The following is a 21,950-nucleotide window of genomic DNA, read 5'->3' on the forward strand; positions in this document are numbered from 1 at the left end:
GACAGGATGGACATCAGGTCTCCGTTCTCGTGCGGTCGACGTACTCCTGGACGATGTCGTCGACGCTCTGGCCGACGTCGATGACGAAGCCGTCCTCGTCGGGCTCGAGCGGCTCGAGGGTGTCGAACTGGGAGTCCAGCAGCGCGGGCGGCATGAAGTGGCCGGGCCGGCTCGCCTGCCGGCGCGCGATGAGGTCACGGTCGCCGCTCAGGTGGACGAGCTGGAGGTCCGCGAAGTGGCTGCGCAGCTGGTCGCGGTACGTCCGCTTGAGGGCCGAGCAGCTCACGACCCCGCCGTCCGCGTGCTCCTCGAGCCAGCGGCCGATCACGTCGAGCCAGGGTCGCCGGTCGTCGTCGTCGAGTGGGTGGCCGGCGGCCATCTTGTCGATGTTGGCCTGCGGGTGGAAGTCGTCGGCGTCGGCGAACGGCACGCGCAGGCGTTGGGCGAGCGCGGCACCGACGACGGACTTGCCGGAGCCGGAGACCCCCATCACGACGACGGGCCGTGGGTTCGACATCCCGTCCATCGTCGATCACCCGACGGGACACCGCATCCCGCCCGTGGTCAGATGGACGCCGTGAGCACGCTGCCCCCGGTCCCCGACCTCGTCGGCCCGGACGTGCGGCTGGTGATCGTCGGGATCAACCCGAGCATCCTGAGCTCGGAGACCGGCTTCCACTTCGCGCACCCGGGCAACCGCTTCTACCCGGCGCTGCGGGCGGCCGGGATCCTGCCCGCTGACGCGCTGACGCCGGCGGACGCGGCGCCCGCGCTCGTGCAGCGCGGCGTCGCCATCACCAACCTGGTGGCCCGGCCGACGGCCCGGGCGGACGAGCTGTCCGACGACGAGGTCCGCGGCGGTCGCGAGCGGGTGGAGCGGTTCGTGGCCGAGCATCGTCCGCGCGTCGTCGCCGTCCTCGGGATCACCGCGTACCGGGTCGCGTTCGGCGACAAGAAGGCCAAGGCCGGGCGCCAGCCCGAGGGCATCGGCGACGCCGAGCTGTGGGTGGTCTCGAACCCGAGCGGGTTGAACGCGCACGCGACGCCCACGTCGCTCGCGGCGGAGTACCGGACCGTCGCCGAAGCAGCAGGACTTGACCTGCACTGATGCTGTTCGCCACCGGCGAACGAGGACCCGGAATTGAGTCGGGTCGACTCAAGTTGAACTGGGTGAACCGGTCGTGGTGACCGGACTGGTACCTCAGAGGAGCACTCATGACCACTCTCACCCGCTACACCCGGCGTGACCCGTTCTTCGCCGACTTCGACACCCTCGTCCGCTCCGCGTTCGGCAGCACCGCCCAGACCACGGGCTTCAGCCCGGCCGTCGAGACCGTCCGCGACGGCGACGACGCGGTCGTCCGCGTCGAGCTTCCCGGCGTCGACGTCGAGAACGACGTGAGCGTCGAGATCGTCGAGGGCCGCCTCGTCATCAGCGGCGAGCGCCGCGACGAGCGCGCCGACGAGCAGCGCCGCGCCCGCGAGATCCGCTACGGATCGTTCAAGCGCAGCTTCACGCTGCCGTCGCAGGTCGACGCCGACGCGATCAGCGCGTCGTACACCGACGGGATCCTGAGCGTCCGCGTCGCGGGCGTCTACGCCGGCACCGAGCCGAAGCGCATCGAGATCACGCGCAGCTGAGCTCGGCACCACTGACACGGCCCCGCCCTCTCGGCGGGGCCGTCGTCATGTCAGCTCGCGGATCACGCGCGCGGGGTTGCCGACCGCGAGGACGTTCGGTGGGAGGTCGCGGGTGACCACGGCGCCGGAGCCCACGACGGTGTTCGCGCCGATGGTCACGCCGGGCAGGACGATCACGCCACCGCCGAGCCAGACGTTGTCCTCGATCACGATCGGCTGGGCCGACTCCCACTTGTCGCGCCGCGGCCCCGGCTCCAGCGGGTGCGTCGGGGTGAGCAGCTGGACGTTCGGGCCGATCTGCACGTCGTCGCCGATCGTGATCGTCGCGACGTCCAGCGCCATCAGCCCGTAGTTGGCGAACGTGCGCGCGCCGATGGTGATGTTCGCGCCGTAGTCGACGTAGAACGGCGGGCGGATCGCGGTGTCCTCGCCGATCGAGCCGAGCAGCTGCCGGAGCAGCCGGCTTCGCTCGTCCCGGTCGCGGACCGACGTGGCGTTGTACGCCTCCATCAGCTCCTGGCCCGCCGCCTGCCGCTCGGAGATCTCCGGGTCGTCGGCAATGTACTGCTCGCCCGCCACCATCCGCTCGTGCATCGACCGTGTCATGGGACCACTCTAGGGACGGACCGGGCGGCCACGACGTGTGCGCGGCTAGGCGAGGACGGGGCCGAACAGCGGGGGCTGTCCGAACGAGTACGACCGGCTTGCCATGGCGTCGTGCGCCATGACGGTCAGGCGTGACCACAGCCGGTCCTCGGTGGAGCTGGTCTCGATCATGACGAACCACGACGTCGCGTCCTGGGTGCCCAGGGCGGTGACGGCCGGACGACACTCGGCGCGGAAGGTGGCGAGCACGCGTTGCTGGTGCTCGCGGTCGCTGACGCGGTACACGTCGACGGACCAGTGCGGGGACTTGGGAGTGGTGAACATCGGCTGACTGCCTGGACGTCGAAGGGTGTCCGCTGTTGTGTCAACCGACTCCCCCACCGTACGCCCTCCACCCTGATCCGGCTCCGCGAACGTGTGATGCTGATCGGCATGGCACGTCAGATCTCGGTGATCGGCAGCGGCGCGGAGTGGGAAGCCGCGGCCGAGGAGGTCGGGCGGCTGCTCGCGGAAGCCGGGTGCACGGTCGTGACCGGCGGGCTCGGCGAGGTGATGGCGGCGGCGCATCGCGGCGCGAAGTCAGTCGGTGGGACGACGATCGCGATCGTGCCGGGCGAGCGTCGCGAGGACGCGAACCCGTGGGCCGACCATGTCGTCGTCACCGGGATCGGGCACGGCCGCAACCTCGCCGTCGCGGCGTCGGGCGACGCGGTCATCGCCGTGGGCGGAGAGTGGGGCACGCTCGCCGAGGTCGCGCTGGCCAAGACCCTGGGACGGACGGTCGTCGTCCTTGACGGCGGACTCACCGTCGACGGGGTCCGCACGGCCGCCACACCGCAGGAGGCCGTCGACGTCGCCCTGGGGTTACGTTCGTGAGATGGACCAACGACTCAGCCTGATCACGCTCGGCGTCGCGGACCTGGCGCGCTCACGAGCGTTCTACGAGGACGGCCTCGGCTGGACGCGGGGCAACACCGAGGACGAGGTGGCGTTCTACCAGCTGCCCGGGATGATCCTGGCGCTGTGGGCGCGCGCCGAGCTGGTCGCCGACGCCGGCATCGCGGACAGCGGAGCTACCTTCAGCGGCGCGGCGCTCGGGTTCAACGGACGAAGTCGCGAGGAGGTCGACGCCGTGGTCGACGAGTTCGTCGCCGCCGGCGGCTCGGTCGTCAAGGCGCCCGAGGCGACGCCGTGGGGAGGCTACTCCGGCTACCTCGCCGACCCGGACGGCCACGTGTGGGAGGTCGCCCACAACCCCGGCTGGCCCATCGACGACGCCGGGCGCACTCAACTCGGGTAGACGGAGGAAATTCCTGCAATTTCGGGGCAAAATCTCCCTTCCGGCCCTTGCGCAACGCCGTTGCTGTGCGATACAATCGAACACATGATCGAGACCGACCGACTCGCCGAGCTGGCCCGGTCTCGAGCGGCCGCCGAGGCAGCCGAGTGGGCCGGGATGCTCCAGTACTCGATCGACGAGGAAGCCCGGGTCGACGCCACCGACCTGTCGCCGTTGGCGAAGCAGGCGAACATCGCCATGATCCCGATGGAGATCGGCACCGCGACGGGCCTGTCCGAGGGGCAGGTGCACCGCCGGTTGGCTGTCACCCGTCGCGTCCGTGAGAAGGCACCGATGACGTGGCTGGCGTTCCGCAAGGGCCGGATCGACGCCGCCCGGGTCCAGATCATCTCCGACGGGATCGACAAGCTGAAGCGCGACGCGTCGATCGTGCGGCTCGATCAGCGGGTCGTGACGTACGCCGAGACCCACACCACCGCCCAGCTGCGGCAGTGGGTGCGCCGGTTCATCGCCCGCGTCGAGCCCGACGAGCACGAGAAGCGCGCCGAGGACGAACGGAAGACGCGCCGGGTCGACGCCTTCCACGGCGACGACGGCATGGGGTTCCTCGACGCCAAGCTGCCGTCTTATCTCCTGGCGGCGATCGACAAGCGGTTGATCAAGGAAGCCAAGGCTCTCGGCGCCGACGACCCCCGCACCCTCCAGCAGCGCCGTGCCGACCTCCTTGCCGCCTGGCTCACCACCAACGAAGCCGGCGAGCCCGCGATCCACGCCGACATCGCCGTCACCATCCCCGCCGCCTCCCTCGCCGGCGTGAACGACGACCCGATCATCTCCGCCGACGGAGACTGGGTCATCCCGGCCGCCTGGATCACCGACCTAGTCGCCACCGGCAACACGCTCTGGCACCGGATCATCACCGATGGCGCCGGCCACACCCTGGACCACACCTACCTCGGCCGGTTCGCCCCCGAGATCCTCAAGAAGGCCATCGTCTTCAGAGATGGCGTCTGCCAGGCCCCCGGCTGCACCACACCAGCCGACCAGTGCGACATCGATCATCGAGAACCACACCCCGAAGGACCCACAGCCGGGTTCAACCTCTGGCCACTGCACCGACGGCACCACGGCATGAAAGGCCACGGCGTCCTGAGATGGGTCCTCCCATCCGGACGTGAGATACCGGTCGAGACGACCAGTCACTCACCTCCACTCGACGAGATTTCGTGGGCGGAGCACGATCTCGCCCAGTTCGCCGTCGAGTTCTCGCTCTCCGGGCGCTAGCGCTTGTCCTTCTGACCCTCGGCCAGCGTCGCCGCGACCTTCGCTCCGCCACCGGCCTTCTGCAGCTTCTCGGACACGCCCGCCAGCACGGAGCCGACCGCGGCACCGGCGCGCAGCTCGGCCGGGGCCACCACGACCTCGGGCTTGTTCCGGCGCACGGCCTTCACGACGCCGGCGGCCACAGCCTCGGGCGTCACGGTCCGCATGCCCGGCGGCAGCTTCCCGCCGCCCTCGACGAACATGCCGGCGTCGCGCACGAACCCCGGCTCGACCACGGACACCCCCACGCCGTGCTGGGCGACGTCCTGGCGGAAGCCGAGTGCGAAGCCGCGCAGCCCGAACTTCGTCGCGTTGTAGAGCGACGACGAGACCGACGCGACCTTGCCGGATACCGAGCCGATCAGGACCACGTGCCCGCGGCCGCGCTCGACCATGCCCTCCGCGGCGGTGCGGGTCAGCGCGATCGGCGCGTGCAGGTTGACGGTCAAGGCGCGCTCGACCTGCTCGGGCGTGTACTCCAGCAGGTGGCCCGACGTCGGCAGCGCGGCGTTCGCCACCAGCAGGTCGAGCGGACCGGCCTCCGCCATCAGCCGGTCGACCTCGGCGAGGTCGGCCAGGTCGGCCGCGACGGTGCGGGCGCCCAGCTCGGCGGCGAGCGGCTCCAGCACGTCGATGCGGCGGCCGGTGAGCACCAGCTCCGCCCCTTCGGCGGCCAGCCGGCGGGCGATCGCCTGGCCGAGTCCACCGGTGGCGCCGGTCACGAGCGTGCGGGCGCCCCGGAGCTCGAGGTTTCTGGCCATGGGGTTTCTCCTGTCGTGCGGGTGCGAGGACGCAAGGAGAGCTCGAAGCCCTCCGGCATGAGGGTGAGGCGCTCGGAGATCCGCAGCGCGTAGTCGGGGTCGCCGCTCAGGTCGTAGCGGTGCAGCAGCCGCGCCAGCACCAGCACGGCCTCGTGCAGCGCGAACTGCCGCCCGATGCACGAGCGCATCCCCGTGCCGAACGGCTTGTAGGCGTGCGGGGCGCGGCCGCGCGAGCGCTCGGGCAGGAAGCGGTCGGGGTCGAACTCGTCCGCGTCGTCGCCCCAGACCTCCGGGTCGCGGTGGACCATCGGCAGCAGCACGATCGCCCAGTCCTCCGGCCGCATCGTGTGACCGGTCGACAGCTCGGTCGTCTCACGTGGGCTGCGGGTGAACGCCGGCGCCGTCGGCCAGAGCCGCAGCGCCTCGTCGAGCACCCGCCGCACGGAGCGCAGCTTCGCGACCTGCTCGTACGTCGGCTCGGCGTCGCGGTCCGGGCCGAGCACGACGTCCGTCTCGGCCTGGGCACGCGCCAGGGCCTCGGGGTGCCGCGACAAGTAGTACAGCGCGAACGAGAGCGCGCCCGACGTCGTCTCGTGGCCGGCGACCAGGAACGTGAGGATCTGGTACCGGATGTTCAGGTCGTCCAGCTCCGAGCCGAGCATGATGCCCAGGAGGTCGCGGTCATCCACCTCACCAGCGCGACGCTCCGCGATGATCCCGTCGAGCATCGAGTCGACGTAGTCCTGGTGGTGCTGGTTCCGCGCCCGCACCCGCTTCGCGAACACCGACGCGCCCGGCATCGCGTTGAGCGATCCGATCCGCTGGCCCGCCGAGAGTGCGGCGATCATCGCCGGGATGAACGGGTGCACCTCCTGCTGCGTCAACGACCCGAAGTCGTGGCTGAACGCGGCCCGGCTGAGCGTCTCCATCGTCAGCTTCGTCATGCCGACGGAGACGTCGACCGGTCCGTCCTGCGCGTCCCACATCGCGAAGAGCTCGCGCACGGTCTCGAGCATCGTCGGGTGGTAGCGCTGCATCGCCTCCTTCGTGAAGGCGGGCATCAGCAGCTCGTGCGCGAGCTTCCAGTTGATCTCGTCGTCGCGGGCCGTGAACAGGCCGTCGCCGGCGAACTCGCGCAACGCCTCGAGCGCCGGAGAGAGCCCCTTGTGGAACCGCTGCTCGTCGCACAGCTCCGCGGCGAGCCCGGCGCCGGTGACGAACACGAACTTCTGCCCGAAGACCTGCATCTCGACGAGCGGTCCGAGCCCCTGGACGCGATCCATCGTGCTCTGCAGGGGCCGTGCCCGATCGACTCCGGCGACATCGCCAACCACGCGACGACGTCCCGCAGGGTGCGGGAGCGTCTGGCCGGACCAGTCGTTCTTCACGGCAGCGTCAGAGCCCGGAGCGGTGGCCGACCCGCGCGAACAGCCGCTGGTACCCCGGGCCGGTGATGCGGATGATCTTGTCGAACATCACCGCGTCCATGCCGACGAGGACGCGAGCCTTGCCCCTCTCGACGCCGCGCAGGATGATCTTCGCCGCCTTCTCCGGGCTCGTGCGGGCCAGCTTGTCGAAGCTGTGGGCCAGCTCCTTCTGGTCGCGGCTCTCGGCGGCGCCGGCGTTGCGAGCGATGTTGGTCTTGATGCCGCCCGGGTGCACGCAGGTGACCTTGACGCGATGGTCCGACAGCAGCATCTCCTGGCGCAGCGACTCGGTGAACCCGCGCACGGCGAACTTGGCGGCGTTGTAGGCGCTCTGGGTCGGCATCGCGAAGAGGCCGAACACGCTGGAGATGTTGACGACGTGGCCGTCGCCGGACTCGATCAGCGCCGGCAGGAAGGCCTTCGTCCCGTTCACGACGCCCCAGAAGTCGACGTCCATGATCCGCTCGATGTCCTTGAAGCCCATCTCGTCGACGTTGCCGGTGAACGCGATGCCGGCGTTGTTGAAGACGAGGTTGACGCGCCCGAAGTGCTCCTTCACCGCGTCGGCGTACACGAGCACCTGCTCCCGCTCGGCGACGTCCAGGCGGTCCGACTTCACGTCAGCACCCGTGGCGGCGACCAGGCGCTGGGTCTCGGCCAGTCCGTCGGTGTCGACGTCGCAGATCGCGACCTTGGCTCCACGGCGGCCGAGCTCGACAGCCAGCGCGCGGCCGATGCCGGAGGCGGCGCCGGTGACGACGGCGACCTTGCCGGTGAAGTGCGTCATGGGGGGTCCTCTCGTTTCGGATACCAGCGGTATCTGGAACGACGGTACCCCATCGGGTCAGTCGCGTCGATGACGTGGTCGGAGCCGCACGCCCGGCAGCGGCGGAGCGGGGATGACCTGGCCGTCGTGCCCCGCGACCTGGCCGAAGCGGTCGCTGCCGGCCTCCCAGTCCTCACGCGCCTCGGCGATGTCCTCGTGCGTGCGTCCGATGAAGTTCCACCACATGACGATGGACTCCTGGAACGGCTCCCCGCCGATCAGCAGGACGGTGCTGTCGCGCGCCACCTCGAGCTCGACGGTGTCCCGGCCTGGCGCGAGGTACTGCATCTGCCGGTGATCGAGGTCCTGGCCGCCGACGCGAACCGGGCCGTCGACCGCGAGCACCGCGTGCTCGAAGTCGCCGCGCAGCGGGACGGTGGCCGTCACGTCCGGTCGAACCGTCAGCTCGGCGCCGACCAGCGGTGAGTAGGTGGTGGCGGGCGAGGCGGCTCCGTCGAGCTCCCCCACCAGCACGATGGCGGACCAGCCGTCGCCGCCCGTGCGGGGCAGGTCGGGGTGGTGCTCGAAGCCGGCCGGCCCGTGCCGCGCGTCGTCGGGCAGCGCGACCCAGAGCTGGATGCCGTGCATCAGGGTGGTCTCGCTCGAGAACTCCGAGTGCGAGACGCCGGCGCCCGACGTCATCAGGTTGAGCTCGCCCGGCTTGAGCACGACGTCGCTGCCGAGGTTGTCGCGGTGCCGGATGTCGCCGGCCAGCGGCCAGGTGACGGTCTGCAGCCCGGTGTGCGGATGCGGCAGCACGGTCATCGGCTCGCGCGTCGGGCCGAAGTGGTCGACGAAGCACCAGGCCCCGACCGTCGGGAGGTCCCGGTGCGGCAGGGTGCGGTGGACGCTGAGGCCCCGGACGCCGCCGAGCGGCACCTCGCGTGGTTCGAGCACGCGGTCTCCGGGCATGGCGTCAGGCTACGCGCATAGGGTCGGCCCATGGTCCTTCCTGAGCGCATCCGGGTCGCGACGCCGGACGACGTGGACGCCATCGTGCGGATGGTCCGCGATCTGGCGGAGCACCAGCGCAAGCTCGACCAGGTTCGTGCGACGCCCGACCAGCTGGCCGTGGCGCTGTTCGGCGACGACCCCGCCGCGGCCGCCCTGATCGCGGAGGTCGACGGCGTACCGGCCGGGTTCGCCGTCTGGTACCGCACGTTCTCCACCTGGGAGGGCGTCCCGGGCATCCACCTCGAGGACCTCTACGTCGCCGGGGAGCATCGCGGCTCGGGCCTCGGCCGCGACCTGCTGGTGGCCCTCGCGCGCATCGCCCTCGACCGCGGCTGGACCCGTCTCGAGTGGGACGTCCTGCGCTGGAACACGCCGTCGATCGCCTTCTACGACAGCCTCGGCGCCGAGCCGTTGGACGACGGTCTCGGCTATCGGCTGGCCGGTCCGGCCCTGGCCGAGCTCGGAGCCTGAGAGAAACCTGAGCCTTTACGCATAACCGACTTTAGGTGAAACTCGTTCTCGTTGTTGTCCCGGACAACTGGATGGAGTGCTTCATGCGCCGTGTCGTCATGCTCGTCGTCGTGCCGTTGGTGGCAGTTCTGCTCCCTGCGATGGCGGCTCAGGCCCACGTCGAACGACCGTCATACTGGCCGGACCCGAAACCCGACTGCACGGTCTCGCCGTGCGCCGGCGGCGAGGTTCCCACGGCGCGATCGCTGGCGTCGGCCCTCGACGACGACGCGAAGGGCACCACGCGCGTGGTCTGCAAGGAGGACTCGCTCGACCGGCTGAAGGCCTCCATCGCGACGGCGCGCGACAAGGGCTACGACATCCGGCCCACGGACCACCGCACCTTCAGCGCGGCCGAGGCGACGAAGCTCCTCGACATCAACGAGGACCTGTTCGCGAAGTGCGACTACCACGAGATCCAGAAGGCGGTCACGGACTCCGGCAACAACGACCGCGTCGTGGTGATGCCCGGCCTGTACAAGGAGGAGACGTCGCGGGCGAAGCCGACGCTCGACCCGGCCTGCGAGCAGTACAAGGTGCCCGCCGACAGCGGCGACCCCGGCGCCCTGAGCCACGACTACCAGCTGCACTGCCCCAACGACGCGAACCTCGTCGCGGTGATCGGCCGTGGCCCGGACACCGGTCCGCTGCCGTCGACGCCGCACGAGGACCGCCACGGCGTCCCGAACCCGGGCCCGTGCATCCGCTGCAACATGCAGCTCGAGGGCTCCGGCGTCAGCGCCGACGACGTGATCGTCGAGGCGGGCGACGAGACCGCGGGCAACGGCGGACCCTCTGCCGTCGGCCACGCGAAGCACGTCGGCATCTTCGTCGACCGGGCCGACGGGTTCGTGCTGCGCAACGTCACCGTGCGGCACGCGTTCGAGCACGACATCTACGTCATGGAGACCGACGGCTACCTGTTCGACCGGTTCAAGACGTACTACGCGGGCGGCTACGGCGTCCTGACGTTCGTCGAGGACCACGGCGTCATCCAGAACTGCGACGCCGCCGGCAACGGCGACTCCGGCCTCTACCCCGGCTCCGGCGCGGACTCCACCGACGACCGGTACCTGCCGTTCTACCCGAAGTACCGGTACAGCCAGGTGATCCGCTGGTGCGACAGCCACCACAACACCGGCGGCTTCTCCGGCACGGACAGCCACGGCACGCTGATCTACCAGAACAACTTCTACGACAACGCCCTCGGCTTCACCACGGACGTGTTCACGGCCCCCGGTCACCCCGGGTTCCCGCAGCACGGCAACGTGATCGAGGACAACAACTTCTACAGCAACAACTTCAACCCGTTCCTGCCCGGCTCGGACGTCGACCCGTTCATCGCGGCCCCCGTCGGCACGGGCCTGTGGCTGGCCGGCGGCAACGCCAACGAGGTCAAGAACAACCACTTCTACGACAACTGGCGTCGTGGCGTGATGCTGTTCGCCGTGCCGGACGCCCTGGTGTGCGGCCCGCCGCCGCTGGGCAGCGACACCCCCGTGCCCGGCTGCTCGCTGCTCGGCATCTCCACGTCGTACGACAACACGTTCCACGGCAACACGATGGGCGTGGACCGGAACGGCGCGGTGAAGCCGAACGGCCTGGACTTCTGGTGGGACGCGTTCCCGCTGACCACCGGCAACTGCTGGTGGGACAACTCCGCCGCCCCGGGCAAGAAGGTCACGAGCTCCCCGGGCCACCTGCCCGGCTGCCTCAACGGCACCAAGCCGCAGCTGAGCATCGGCCTGGGCAACATCAAGAACGAGGTCGAGCTGGTGGCCTGCTTCGCCGGCTTCACGCTGGCCGGCTACCCGGCGGGCAGCAAGGTCGGCTGCAACTGGACCAAGACGCCGCCCCCGCCCACGTCCGGCAAGGCGCTGACCGCCGACACGACGCTGCAGAACAAGTCGTTCGCGTCCATCTGCGCGTCCGGTCTCTCCGACCGCTTGTGCGCGCCCTACGAGAGCGGTCTGCGGCGCGTGCTCGGACGCGTCACCGGGCTCGTGGAGTCGCTGCCGACGCTGCTGCAGAGCAAGAAGGCGATCCCCACCGAGGGTCCGCTGGGCACGTTCACGTGCAGCTGGTGGCGCAAGGCCGACAAGGCACATCAGCTCGGCATGGTGCAGCGCATCCGCGGCTTCGCGACCGGCCGGGTGGACGGCACGAAGGCGATGGGCTACGGCGCCGGCATGTCCGACGCGCGCGCCACGAAGCTCTTCGACGACCGGTGCCAGACGGCCGGGGCCGGACCGTTCGCGCTGTACAAGATCTACGGCGCGGCCGCACCGTTCGCCGCCCTGGGTTGACGCTCAGCCGAGCAGGCGGTCCCGCAGGCGTTCGACGCGTGCGGGATCGCCTCCGGCCTCCGTGAACCAGCCGTAGGTGCCGCCGGGGTGGGCGTCCCAGTGGTCGAGGACGGCCTGGATGGCGTCGGGAGCGACGAGGTAGAACGACACCGGGTACGACGGGTGGATGTCGTCGCGCCGCAGCCGGATGTCGATGGCCTCGCGCGCGTGGTCGGTGAGGACGTAGTCGGCGAGCACCTCCTCGTGCGTGACGTCGACCAGCCGGAGCACCAGCGCGACGCCGACGCCAGTGCGGTCCTTGCCGGCGGCGCAGTGGACGAGGGTGGGGCCGTCGGCGTCGGCGACCTCGTGGACGAGGTCGACGAGCATCTCGGCCGCGTCCTCCACGACCATCTGGTACAGCGTCTTCAGCGTGTCGATGTCCTGCCGGCCGGGTGCGAGCGAGGACAGCAGCGGCAGGTTGATGACGCGCGGGCAGAGGTCCTGCAGCGGGTGACCGTCGCCGTGCTCGATCTCCGAGCGCAGGTCGATGACCACGGCCGGCGGCCAGTGCACGTCGTCGGGCACGAGGTCGTCGGGCGCCGGGAGGGCGCTGCGCAACAGGACGCCGCGGCGGATGGGCCGGCCGTCGTGCGTGGTCAGGCCACCGACGTCGCGGAGGTTGGGCAGGTCGACGGGCACGGGGCCATCCTAGGAGGGGGTGCCCACTAAAATTGGGGCATGCGTCCTCTTCCCAGGCGGGCCGCCACGGCTGCCGTCGGTGCCGGTGCGGCACTGCTCGGCTACCAGGGGATGCTCTTCGGCGAGAGCCTCGTGGCGCGTCGGGCGATCGGCATGACCGACGACCGCCCGCCGTCGGCCGACGGCGTCTACGGCGACGACCTCGGCGGCCGCCCCATCCGCTGCCTCGTGCTCGGCGACTCCGCCGCGGTCGGCTACGGCATGACCACGGCCGACGCCACACCACCGGCCATGATCGGCATCGGCCTCGCCCACGTGATGGACGCCCCGGTCGACGTGAAGAGCCTGGCGGTCGTCGGCGCCCAGACGAACGACCTCCGCGAGCAGATCGACCTCGGCCTGGAGCACGAGCCTGACGTCGCGGTCATCGTCATCGGCACCAACGACGTCACCCACCAGGTGCCGTCGTACGTGTCGTCCCGGCTGCTCGGATCGTCGGTCCGCCGCCTCGTCGCGGCCGACTGCGAGGTCGTCGTGGGCACCTGCCCCGACCTCGGCACCGTCCGGCCCATCCCCCAGCCGCTGCGCTTCGTCGCCCGCCGCCGGAGCCGGGCGCTCGCGCGTCGCCAGACGATGGCCGTCGTGGCCGCCGGCGGCCGCGCGGTCTCGCTCGGCGACCTGCTCGGTCCGGTCTTCGACGAGAAGTACGACGTGATGTTCGGGCTGGACCGCTTCCACCCGTCCGAGACGGGCTACGCCAACATGGTCTCGGTCCTCGTGCCGTCGATGGCAGCGGCGCTGCGGGAGCACTCCCGCGAGGGGGCGGCGGGCACCAGCTCCCGCGACCTGCTGCGGCTCGACGAGGCCGCGCAGCACGCCGGCCGCCACGCCGGCACCGAGGTCACCCGCGACGGCCGCTGGGCCACCGCGCTGCGTCGACGTCGCGCGAGCTGACCCCGAAGACGAGTGAACGCCCGGTCCGTGGGAACCGGGCGTCCACGTCGGGTCGTGCGTCGTCAGTCGTTGTTGTAGAAGATCGCCAGGATGCGCAGGATCTCGATGTACAGCCAGACGAGGGTGACGGTGAGGCCGAAGGCCGCGCGCCACGACTCGCGCTCCGGGATCCCGGCGGCCACGCCGCGCTCGACGTAGTCGAAGTCGAGGATCAGCATGAACACCGCGATCACGACGCCGATGAAGCTCGAGATCAGGCCCATGGTGCCAAAGCCGTTGAACCCGAAGCTGCTGCCGAACAGGTGCAGCACGAAGTCCAGCAGCGAGACGGCGACGAAGCCGAACATCGAGGCGACGACGATCTTTCGGAACCGGTCGCCGACCTGGATGTCGAAGAACTTGTACGCGGCAAGGGTGCCGCCGAACGCGGCCAGGGTGCCGAGCACCGCGCCGAAGACGATCGAGACGTCGCCGTTGGCCATGAACGACACGACGACCTTGGAGAAGGCGCCGACGAACAGGCCCTCCAGGGCGGCGTACGCGATGACGAGCGCCGGGCTGACGACCTTCTTGAACGAGTTCACCATCGACAGGACGAAGCCGCCGAGGCCGCCGACCAGGGTCAGCGTGTAGGCCGTCTGCACCGCGGTGTCCTGGACCTCACGATCCGGGCTGAGCGTCTCGCCGATGACGAGCCACGCGACGGCTGCGGCGGCGATGAGCACGCCGAGCGTGATGGCGGTCTTCTCGACCACGGTGTCGATCGTCATGCGGCCGGTGCCGCGCTCGGTGTGCGTGGGCGAGCCGCCACCGCTCAGGTCGACCTGCCACTGCGACGGGTCGCTGTAGGTGGTCTGGGCGGCACGACCGTTGAACTCCTCGCTTCTTGCGAAGACCGGGTTCTTGCTCTGCATCGTTCCCTCCAGGGACGTGGACTCCACTGCGAAGTCGCTGCTTGCACTGTATCCAACGCGTGGGACGGGCGTTTTGATCCCGAGAACAGGGGTTCTTCGGAATTCTCGGTGGGCCGGTGCTCGCCGAAACTATGCTCCCCCCATGTGGGTCGGAGTCCTCGGTCCTGCCGTGGTGCGGGACCCGTCCGACCCGGAGCGGGCCATCCCGCTGAAGGCGGCCAAGCATCGGGCGCTGCTCGCCGCCCTCGCGCTGCACCCCGGCCGGCCGGTCAGCGCGGACGTGCTGGTGGAGGCGCTTTGGGGACCGGACGCGCCGGAGAGCGCCCACGCCACCCTGCACACCTACCTGTCGGTCGTGCGTCGGACGCTCGAGCCGGAGCTCGCACCGCGGGCGGCGTCGCGCTTCGTCACCAGCTCCGACGCCGGGTACCAGCTGCAGGACGTGCAGCTGGACTCGGTCGAGTTCACCGAGCGGGTCTCGGCCGTGCACGCGGCGCTCGGCACGCTGGCGCAGGACATCGCCCCCACGGCCGGTGACCCGGCGGCGGCGGCGAGCCGGCTCGCCGAGCTCGACGCCGCGCTCGCGCTGTGGCGTGGCGACCCGTACGCGGACGTCGTGGGCGAGGATCTCGTGCAGGCCGAGCGGTCGCGCCTCGCGGAGCTGCGCGTCCAGGCGCTCGAGGACCGCGCGACGCTGCTCGTCGCGGCCGGCCAGTCGGCCGTCGCGGTCGGCGAGCTGGAGGCGCTCGTCGCCGAGCACCCGCTGCGCGAGCGCCTCTGGGTCCTGCTCGCCGTCGCGCTGAACCGGGTCGGTCGACAGGCCGACGCGCTGGCCGCGCTCGAGCGGCTGCGCAAGACCCTCGACCGCGACCTCGGGATCCAGCCGTCGCCTGCCGTGCGCGAGGCGCAGACCGCGATCCTGCGCCAGCAGGAGGGGATGACCGCGCCGGCCGCGGCGACGCCGTCCGCGCCGGTCGACCTCGTCGTCCCGGACTGGCCGTTCGTGGGCCGCGAGGCCGAGCTGCAGACGCTCGAGGAGCTGCTGCGGACGGCCGGGCAGGGCACGCCGTCGTTCGCGGCGATCGTCGGCGAGCCCGGCGCGGGCAAGTCGCGGATCAGCTCCGAGCTGGGCCTGCGCGCCCGCGCGGCCGGCGCCACCGTGCTCGTCGGCCGGTGCTCCCCCGACGAGGACGCCCCTCCCCTGTGGCCGTGGCGGACGGCCCTGGGCGACCCCGACCTCGGCGCCGACGCCCCGGACGCCGACCACGACGCGGCACGCTTCGCCGTGGCCGAACGGATCCGCACAGACCTGGTCGCCCGGGCCGAGCAGGACCCCGTCGTGCTGCTGCTGGAGGACCTCCACTGGGCCGACGCGTCGTCGCTCCGCGTGCTCCGGCACCTGGCCGCCCACCTCGACCTGGCCCGGCTGCTCGTCCTGTGCACCTGGCGTCGCGGATCGGAGACCGCGAACCCGGCGCTCGGCGAGGCGGCGGAGGCGCTCGCCCGCCGGCACGCGACGCACGTGGAGCTCAGCGGCCTGGGCACGGAGGCGGCGTTCGACGTCCTGCGGGCCGTGGCCGGGGACCGCGTCGACGAGGCGGCCGCCGCCGCGACCCGCGAGCGCACCGAGGGCAACCCGTTCTTCCTGATCGAGTACGCGCGGCTCGCCCGCGACGAGGGCCAGCCGCTCGGCGAGCTGGTCGGCTCCACCCCGCGCACCGTCTCCGACGTCGTCCGCCAGCGCGTGCGCCAGCTGCCCGAGGCGAGCCGCGACGCCCTGACCGCCGGCGCGGTGATCGGCCGCGTCGTCGACCTGGAGCTGCTCGCCCCGGCGCTGGAGGTCCCCGAGACCACCGCCCTCGACCTGCTCGAGCCCGCGATGGCGATCGACCTGGTGCAGGATCTCGGCGCGGACCGGTTCCTGTTCGGGCACGCGCTCGTCCGCGACACCGTCTACGGCGAGCTCGGCCCGTCCCGCCGCGAGCGCATGCACGCGACGCTCGCGACCCTCCTGGAGGCACGCCCCGACGCGGCGGACCGCGCCGCCGAGATCGCCCGGCACTGGGCCGCCGCCGGCAGCCGGCACGTCGACAAGGCCTGGCGGTCCGCGGCCGCGGCGGGCCGCGCGGCGATGGCCGTCCACGCCGGCGAGGAGTCGGCGGCGCACTTCGCGTCGGCGCTCTCGCTGCTGGAGCAGGACCCCACGGGCACGCGCGAGGACCGGTACGAGCTGCTCGTCGGGTACGCCGAGGCCTGCCGGTGGAGCACGCGGATGGTCGAGATGACCGCGGCGGCCGACGAGGCGATCGCCATCGCCGCCGATCTCGGGCGCCCGGATCTTCTCGTCGCGGCGTCGGAGATCGAGTACGCGGGCGCCGTCTGGCAGATCCGCACGTACGGGACGGTCAACGAGGACGTCGTCCGGGCCATCCGGCAGGCGCTCGAGACCGTCGGGCGGGACGACTCACCCATCCGGTGCCGCCTGCTCCTGGGACTCGCGGCCGAGCTGTACTACGCGGGCATGGAGCACGAGATCGACGCCCTCGTCGAGGAGGGGATCGCGCTCGCCCGCCGGCTCGGCGACACCGCTCTCCTCGTCGACGCGCTGCAGTCCGCGTACGTCTCGGCGTGGCGTCGGAGCACCATCCACGAGCGGGTGGCGATGGCCGAGGAGTCCGTGCGGCTCGCGCAGGAGATCGGCGACGAGCGCACCGCCCTCGTGGGCAGGTTCCTGCTGGCCGCGGCACGGTGCGCGCTCGGCGAGATCGACGGGCTCGACGACGAGCTGCTGGACGTCGAGACCGAGGCCCGGTCGCGGCGCATGTACTTCCTGGAGATGGCCACCCTCGGGCTGGAGATCTCCTGGGCGGCGCTGCGCGGCGACATGGAGCGCCACGAGGTCATCGCGGCACGGCTGCGCGAGCTCGACGACGTCATCTCGATGGCCCACAAGTCCGACGGACTGGTCGGCGCGCTGCTCATCGCCCCGCTGTGGAACGACGTCGAGGCGCCGACGGAGCTGGTCGAGACGTACCTCGGCATCGCGAACGTCCCGGTCTGGGCGGCCTATGTCGTGCTGCTCCTCCGCAAGGGCGACCCGGGCACCGCCCGCGAGATCTGGGACGGCGTGGAGTACGAGGTGGGGCGCGACTCCTGGTACTCCGAGATGAACTGGGCGCTCGGCGCGGAGATCGCGCTCGCGTTCGGCGAGACCGACATCGCAGCGCAGGTCTACGAGCGGCTCCTGCCCTGGCAGGGAACCATGCTCATCTCCGGCACGGGGCCGTGCTCCGGACCCATCGACGCCTACCTGGCCCTGGCGGCCGCGGCCGTCGGGGAGGCCGATCTGGCGACGACCCACGCCGAGGCCGCCCTCGAGCTGTGCGAGACGTGGGACGTCCCGCAGGTCGTCGAGTGGTTCGACGACCTGCGGGAACGTCACGGCTTCTAGACCCCCGCGTAACGGAACGCCCGGTGCTCCTGGCGCTTGAACCGACCGCGGGTCAGCCACCAGATGACCTGGAACGGACGGCCTACCTTCGCGAAGATCTCGCGGAGCTCCTTCGGCGGCACGGCCTCGGCGCACCAGCCGATCATGTCGACGATCGTCAGGTCGCCGTCCGGCTCGCGGAAGTGCGTCTCCTCGATCTCCTCCCAGTCCGCCTGCGACATGTGCCGCTGGAGGATGACCATGGCCTCCGACTCCTCGTGCTGGAGGTGCCGGGACAGGGCGTCACGGGTCGCGGCGACCCGGACCTGCAGGGCGGCCCGCACGTCCTCGAGCTCGGCGGTCGTGCGACCAGCCCGGTCGCCGGCGAGCTCGGCGAAACCCTCTCCGCACGCCGTCAGCAGCGGGTCGATGTGGGAGTGCTCCTCCTCCATCGCCTCGAGGGTGGACCGCTCGTCCTCGTCGGCGCGCTCCAGCAGGAACGGCCAGATGCCGGCGTCCTCACCGCTGTGGTGATGGTGCAGGATCGCGCCGAACTTCGCCCAGCGGGTCTCCAGTGCCTGCCACGTGCGGTGGTCGTCGACCGGGGTGGCCGCGGCCGCCGCCGCGAACCGGGTCAGGTCGCGCCGGAACCCGTGGTGCATGACGTACATCATCATCATGTCGACCGGGCCTCCCGGAGCGGCCGCCTGGCCGCCCGGGAGCATCAGCTGGTCGGGGTAGGTGGTGGGTGCAGTGGTGCTCATGGTTCTTCTCTCTCTCAGACGTAGGTGAGGGTCTTGGTCACGTCGGACCGCGGGGTGGACGAGCGGCGACCGGGGAACCACCAGTTCCAGCGGCCGAGCATCGTCATGGTGGCCGGCACGAGCACCAGCCGGACGACCGTCGCGTCGAGGGCGATGGCGACGGCCAGGCCGACGCCGAGCATCTTCACGACGAGGTCGCTCTCCGTGGCGAAGCCGAGGAAGACGGCGACCATGATCGCGGCGGCCATCGAGATGACCCGCCCGGTGGAGGCGAGGCCGGTGGCCACGCTGCGACGGGCGTCGCCGGTACGCAGCCAGTCCTCGCGGACCGCCGAGAGCAGGAACACCTCGTAGTCCATCGACAGGCCGAACAGGACGGTGAACATCAGGATCGGCACCCAGCTCGAGACCGGGACGGCGTGGTCGACGCCGAGCAGGCTCGAGCCCCAGCCGTGCTGGAACACCATCGTCATGACGCCGTACGCCGCCGCGACGGACAGCAGGTTCATCGCCGCCGCCTTGAGCGGCACGATCACCGACCGGAACATCACCATCAACAGGACGATCGACATCGCGACGACGAAGCCGACGACGACCCAGAGGCGGTCGGCCAGCATCGCGGAGATGTCGGCCAGGACCACGGTGAAGCCGGTGACCTCCACGCCCTTCGTGGGGAGCACGTCCTCGCGCAGACGGTCGATCAGCTGCGTCGTGGCCTCGTCGGCGGGATCGCTGGTCGGCTGGATGTCCCAGACGTCCAGGCGGCCGTCGGGGGAGGTCACGACCTGGGTCTGACCGGCGACGCCCTCGGTCCGGGCCGTGCGGGCGTGCAGGTCCGCCACGGCGCGGTCGTCGAGCTTCGTGCGGTCCACGACCACGGTGAGGGGGCCGTTCGCACCGTCGCCGAGCTCCTCGGCGATCAGGTCGTGCGCCTGGCGCGTGGTCAGCGACGTCGGCTGGCTGCCGCCGTCCTGGGGCCAGGTGCGCATGCCGAGCGCAGGAGCCGCCAGCGCGAGCAGGACGACCAGCGCGGCGAGCGCCCAAGCGAGCGGACGGCGCGCGACGCGTGCCACCCAGCGGGCGGTCAGCGGCTCGCGGGTCGGGACGACCTGGCGCGCCTTGCGGTCCCGGCGCGGACGCAGCCGGTCGCCGGCCATCGCGCACAGCGCGGGGACCAGCGTCACCGCGGCCACCATCACCGTGAAGACCGTGATGCCGGTCGCGAACCCGAACGACGAGTACGTCGGCAGCTCGGCGAGCCGCAGGCCCATCAGGGAGACGAGCACGGTGAGCCCGGCGCCGACGACGGACTTGCCGGCCGTGCCGGTGGCGTTCGCCGCGGCCTGCACAGGGGTCTCCCCCGCCCGCAGGTGCTCCAGGTGCCGGGTGACCATCAGCAGCGCGTAGTCGATGCCGACGCCGAGACCGACCATCGAGGCGATCGTCGGAGCGGTGGTCGAGACGTCCATGACGCCGGCCAGGATCGTCACGCCCATGCTGCCGGCGGCGAGACCGCCGAGGGCGACCGCGACCGGAAGTCCGGCGGCGACGACCGAGCCGAAGGCGATGACGAGCAGCAGCAGGGCGACGCCCACGCCGATCAGCTCGCCGCGACCCTCGATCTTCGTCGCGGTGCCGGGCAGCTCGCCGCCGAGCTCGACTCGGTACCCGGCGTCGCGGGCGCCCTGGGTGGCGTCCTCGAGCGGGCCGGTCTTGCCCATCAGGTCGTGATGGGTGACCTCGACGTCGTAGCGGACGGTGAACAAGGCGGTGTCGCCGTCGGCGGAGAGCCGCGGCGGCTCGACGGGCAGGGCGTGGGGCATGTCGCCGAGGCGCTTCTGCGTCGCCGTGACGACCGACGAGCTGAGCGAGCCGTCGTCGTGCACCACCACCTGGGCGGTGGCGCCACCGGCGTCGGGGAAGTGCTCACGGAGCTGGTCGAGTCCGGCCTGGCCACGCGCGCCGGGCACGTCCCAGTCGTCCTGCGGGGTGCCGCCCCAGCTGCTCACGGCGGTTCCGAGAGCAAGCAGGGCGACCACCCAGATCGCGATCGTGCGCCAGGGGTGTCTGGCGGTCGCGAGTCCGAGTCGGTTCAGGGGGTTCATGGTTGTTCTCCTCAGGTGTGTGAGGAGACCAGCGTGGAACCGGCCGCTTGCGCCCGACTTGAGCGCGACTTGAGTGGCGCTGGAGCGTCAGTCCGTGCCGTCCGGCCCGTCGGCGTAGGGACTGTTGGCCTGAGCGGTCCGCTCCCGGTCGACCGACGGGACGTTGGCGTACGGCGCCGGACGGACCTGCGGACGCTCGTCGTCCAGATAGGTCAGGTTGTCGTCGGACGGCAGCATCCGCATCGGGTAGACGTTCCAGGCGTACTTCCCGGTACTGAGCACCGCCGGGGCCCAGAGCCCGACGTCGTTGCAGTCGGCGTCGAGGCAGCCGTTGCCGCCGGGGGTGGACGTGACCAGGGGTCGGCCCATCTCGTCGAACAGCTGGACGTCGCGCAGCGCTCGGCCCTTGGCGTCGAACGCGAAGATGTTGGTCACCGGGTTGCCGTCGCTGTAGACGCCGGTCAGGTCCATCTGGTTCGAGTCGACGTTCGCGGGGACGAGGGCGTCCTCGGCGTCGGCCCACGTGGTGGTCTGGTCGCCCTGGTGGTTCAGCACCGGCACGAGCAGCGCCACGGCCAGGACGTTGCCGACGATGATCGGGACGCGGAACCACGACGGCTGCCACCGGCCGAGCCCCCAGGCGACGCTGATCACGACGGCGACGGCCAGCACGAACCACTCGACGACGGTGTCGGGCATGAGCTGGCGGTACTCCCCCGTGGCCCAGACGACGGCGAAGTAGGCGACGACGGCGCGGGCGACCCACCAGACCGGACGCAGCTCCACGGCGACCGGCCCGACGGCCGACCACGCCTTGCGCGCGGCCACCGTCAGGGTGCTCCTCGCCGCGTCGAGCCCCGGACGGCGGGCGGCTCGCCGCGGGAGTCCGGCGGCGGTCCGCAGCTCCTCGGCGTACGCGATGGGGTCGGGCAGCTCGCCCCGGCCGTCGGCGAAGGCCTCGGCCAGGTCGGCCTCCAGCCCCTCGGTGAGGTCGTCGACCTCCTCGGCCGGCAGGTCCCCGAGCGCGTCGCGGACCGCATCGGCGAACGAGGCGACGGTGGGCGTGATGGCGTAGGTGGTCATGCTGCTGCCTTCCCCGTGAGCAACTGGTTCATGGTGGTGGAGAACTCGGTCCAGACCTTGCGCTGGAGCTCGAGCATCGCCTTCCCCTGGGCGTTGATGCCGTAGTACTTGCGGTGCGGGCCCTCCTCGGAGGGCACGACGTACGAGGTCAGGGCCCCGGCCGAGTACAGACGCCGGAGCGTCCCGTAGACCGAGGCGTCGCCGACGTCCTCCAGGCCGGCGGCGCGGAGCCGCCGCACGACGTCGTAGCCGTACCCGTCCTCCTCGGCGACGACCGCGAGGACGGCGACGTCGAGCACTCCCTTGAGCAGCTGGGTCGCATCCATGGATGGGACAGTACCACGCATTGCGCAATACTGCGCAAG

22 protein-coding genes are annotated in these 21,950 nt (G+C 71.3%); 9 read left to right on the forward strand and 13 right to left on the reverse strand.

What is annotated here, in order from left to right:
- Positions 1 to 13 precede the first annotated feature (13 nt).
- Positions 14 to 517 (reverse strand): gluconokinase, encoded by a 504-nt coding sequence (locus tag FHP06_RS08885; protein ID WP_147685873.1) that lies wholly within the window; start codon positions 515 to 517, stop codon positions 14 to 16.
- 60 nt (positions 518 to 577) lie between these two features.
- Between FHP06_RS08885 and FHP06_RS08890 the strand changes: the two genes are divergently transcribed.
- The gene (locus tag FHP06_RS08890; protein WP_230973450.1) at positions 578 to 1,108 is read left to right on the forward strand and encodes a mismatch-specific DNA-glycosylase; all 531 of its coding nucleotides are present in this window, start codon (positions 578 to 580) and stop codon (positions 1,106 to 1,108) included.
- Between the two features lie 107 nt (positions 1,109 to 1,215).
- Positions 1,216 to 1,641 (forward strand): Hsp20/alpha crystallin family protein, encoded by a 426-nt coding sequence (locus FHP06_RS08895; protein WP_147685877.1) that lies wholly within the window; start codon positions 1,216 to 1,218, stop codon positions 1,639 to 1,641.
- A 45-nt stretch (positions 1,642 to 1,686) separates the two neighbouring features.
- Here FHP06_RS08895 and FHP06_RS08900 read toward each other — a convergent pair whose 3' ends face one another.
- Positions 1,687 to 2,247, reverse strand: a complete 561-nt coding sequence (locus FHP06_RS08900) for a sugar O-acetyltransferase (RefSeq protein ID WP_222706424.1) — start codon at positions 2,245 to 2,247, stop codon at positions 1,687 to 1,689.
- Between the two features lie 45 nt (positions 2,248 to 2,292).
- Positions 2,293 to 2,571 (reverse strand): hypothetical protein, encoded by a 279-nt coding sequence (locus tag FHP06_RS08905; protein WP_147685878.1) that lies wholly within the window; start codon positions 2,569 to 2,571, stop codon positions 2,293 to 2,295.
- 108 nt (positions 2,572 to 2,679) lie between these two features.
- Between FHP06_RS08905 and FHP06_RS08910 the strand changes: the two genes are divergently transcribed.
- The 3 genes from FHP06_RS08910 (at position 2,680) to FHP06_RS08920 (ending at position 4,831) form a co-directional block, all read left to right on the forward strand.
- Entirely contained in the window at positions 2,680 to 3,123 is a 444-nt protein-coding gene (locus FHP06_RS08910; protein WP_147685880.1) for an SLOG cluster 4 domain-containing protein, read from the forward strand.
- Between the two features lies 1 nt (position 3,124).
- Positions 3,125 to 3,547, forward strand: a complete 423-nt coding sequence (locus FHP06_RS08915; RefSeq protein ID WP_147685882.1) for a VOC family protein — start codon at positions 3,125 to 3,127, stop codon at positions 3,545 to 3,547.
- 84 nt (positions 3,548 to 3,631) lie between these two features.
- Positions 3,632 to 4,831: an HNH endonuclease signature motif containing protein gene (locus tag FHP06_RS08920; protein WP_147685884.1), complete on the forward strand. Its 1,200-nt coding sequence runs from the start codon at positions 3,632 to 3,634 to the stop codon at positions 4,829 to 4,831.
- Here the strand turns inward: FHP06_RS08920 and FHP06_RS08925 are convergent.
- The 4 genes from FHP06_RS08925 to FHP06_RS08940 are packed head-to-tail and all read right to left on the reverse strand — an operon-like array spanning position 4,828 to position 8,796.
- A complete protein-coding gene (locus FHP06_RS08925; RefSeq protein WP_147685886.1) occupies positions 4,828 to 5,631 on the reverse strand; it encodes an SDR family NAD(P)-dependent oxidoreductase in 804 nt (267 codons plus the stop codon). The two genes, FHP06_RS08920 and FHP06_RS08925, sit on opposite strands and share 4 nt — an antisense overlap.
- Positions 5,589 to 7,019, reverse strand: coding sequence for a cytochrome P450 (locus tag FHP06_RS08930; RefSeq protein WP_147685888.1), 1,431 nt, complete (start codon positions 7,017 to 7,019; stop codon positions 5,589 to 5,591). The genes FHP06_RS08925 and FHP06_RS08930 overlap by 43 nt, the downstream gene beginning before the upstream one ends.
- 7 nt (positions 7,020 to 7,026) lie before the next feature.
- Positions 7,027 to 7,845, reverse strand: coding sequence for an SDR family NAD(P)-dependent oxidoreductase (locus tag FHP06_RS08935; protein WP_147685890.1), 819 nt, complete (start codon positions 7,843 to 7,845; stop codon positions 7,027 to 7,029).
- A gap of 57 nt (positions 7,846 to 7,902) precedes the next feature.
- Positions 7,903 to 8,796 carry a pirin family protein gene (locus FHP06_RS08940; protein ID WP_147685892.1) on the reverse strand — a complete coding sequence of 298 codons (894 nt, stop codon included), beginning with the start codon at positions 8,794 to 8,796 and terminating at the stop codon, positions 7,903 to 7,905.
- Positions 8,797 to 8,826: 30 nt separating this feature from the next.
- Between FHP06_RS08940 and FHP06_RS08945 the strand changes: the two genes are divergently transcribed.
- Both FHP06_RS08945 and FHP06_RS08950 read left to right on the forward strand, forming a co-directional pair.
- On the forward strand, positions 8,827 to 9,309 hold the full coding sequence (locus FHP06_RS08945; RefSeq protein ID WP_147685893.1) for a GNAT family N-acetyltransferase: 483 nt from the start codon (positions 8,827 to 8,829) through the stop codon (positions 9,307 to 9,309).
- An 83-nt stretch (positions 9,310 to 9,392) separates the two neighbouring features.
- Positions 9,393 to 11,654, forward strand: coding sequence for a right-handed parallel beta-helix repeat-containing protein (locus FHP06_RS08950; protein ID WP_147685895.1), 2,262 nt, complete (start codon positions 9,393 to 9,395; stop codon positions 11,652 to 11,654).
- A gap of 3 nt (positions 11,655 to 11,657) precedes the next feature.
- On the opposite strand, the gene FHP06_RS08955 is transcribed toward FHP06_RS08950, so the two are convergent.
- A complete protein-coding gene (locus tag FHP06_RS08955; RefSeq protein ID WP_147685897.1) occupies positions 11,658 to 12,335 on the reverse strand; it encodes a tyrosine-protein phosphatase in 678 nt (225 codons plus the stop codon).
- A gap of 39 nt (positions 12,336 to 12,374) precedes the next feature.
- Between FHP06_RS08955 and FHP06_RS08960 the strand changes: the two genes are divergently transcribed.
- Positions 12,375 to 13,289 carry an SGNH/GDSL hydrolase family protein gene (locus FHP06_RS08960; RefSeq protein ID WP_147685899.1) on the forward strand — a complete coding sequence of 305 codons (915 nt, stop codon included), beginning with the start codon at positions 12,375 to 12,377 and terminating at the stop codon, positions 13,287 to 13,289.
- Positions 13,290 to 13,351: 62 nt separating this feature from the next.
- Here FHP06_RS08960 and FHP06_RS08965 read toward each other — a convergent pair whose 3' ends face one another.
- Positions 13,352 to 14,203, reverse strand: a complete 852-nt coding sequence (locus tag FHP06_RS08965) for a Bax inhibitor-1/YccA family protein (RefSeq protein WP_147685901.1) — start codon at positions 14,201 to 14,203, stop codon at positions 13,352 to 13,354.
- 142 nt (positions 14,204 to 14,345) lie between these two features.
- On the opposite strand from FHP06_RS08965, the gene FHP06_RS08970 reads away from it, so the two are divergent.
- The gene (locus FHP06_RS08970; protein WP_147685903.1) at positions 14,346 to 17,654 is read left to right on the forward strand and encodes a BTAD domain-containing putative transcriptional regulator; all 3,309 of its coding nucleotides are present in this window, start codon (positions 14,346 to 14,348) and stop codon (positions 17,652 to 17,654) included.
- On the opposite strand, the gene FHP06_RS08975 is transcribed toward FHP06_RS08970, so the two are convergent.
- The 4 genes from FHP06_RS08975 to FHP06_RS08990 form a co-directional block, all read right to left on the reverse strand.
- Complete coding sequence (locus FHP06_RS08975; RefSeq protein WP_147685905.1) at positions 17,651 to 18,397, reverse strand: hemerythrin domain-containing protein; 747 nt, start codon at positions 18,395 to 18,397, stop codon at positions 17,651 to 17,653. The two genes, FHP06_RS08970 and FHP06_RS08975, sit on opposite strands and share 4 nt — an antisense overlap.
- Positions 18,398 to 18,411: 14 nt before the next feature.
- Complete coding sequence (locus FHP06_RS08980; RefSeq protein ID WP_147685907.1) at positions 18,412 to 20,502, reverse strand: MMPL family transporter; 2,091 nt, start codon at positions 20,500 to 20,502, stop codon at positions 18,412 to 18,414.
- 87 nt (positions 20,503 to 20,589) lie between these two features.
- Positions 20,590 to 21,585, reverse strand: a complete 996-nt coding sequence (locus tag FHP06_RS08985; RefSeq protein ID WP_147685909.1) for a hypothetical protein — start codon at positions 21,583 to 21,585, stop codon at positions 20,590 to 20,592.
- Positions 21,582 to 21,911: a PadR family transcriptional regulator gene (locus tag FHP06_RS08990; RefSeq protein WP_147685911.1), complete on the reverse strand. Its 330-nt coding sequence runs from the start codon at positions 21,909 to 21,911 to the stop codon at positions 21,582 to 21,584. Before FHP06_RS08990 ends, FHP06_RS08985 begins: the two co-directional genes overlap by 4 nt.
- Positions 21,912 to 21,950: the final 39 nt, after the last annotated feature.

The organism is Aeromicrobium terrae, assembly GCF_008039565.1.
GTDB classification, from domain to species: domain Bacteria; phylum Actinomycetota; class Actinomycetes; order Propionibacteriales; family Nocardioidaceae; genus Aeromicrobium; species Aeromicrobium terrae.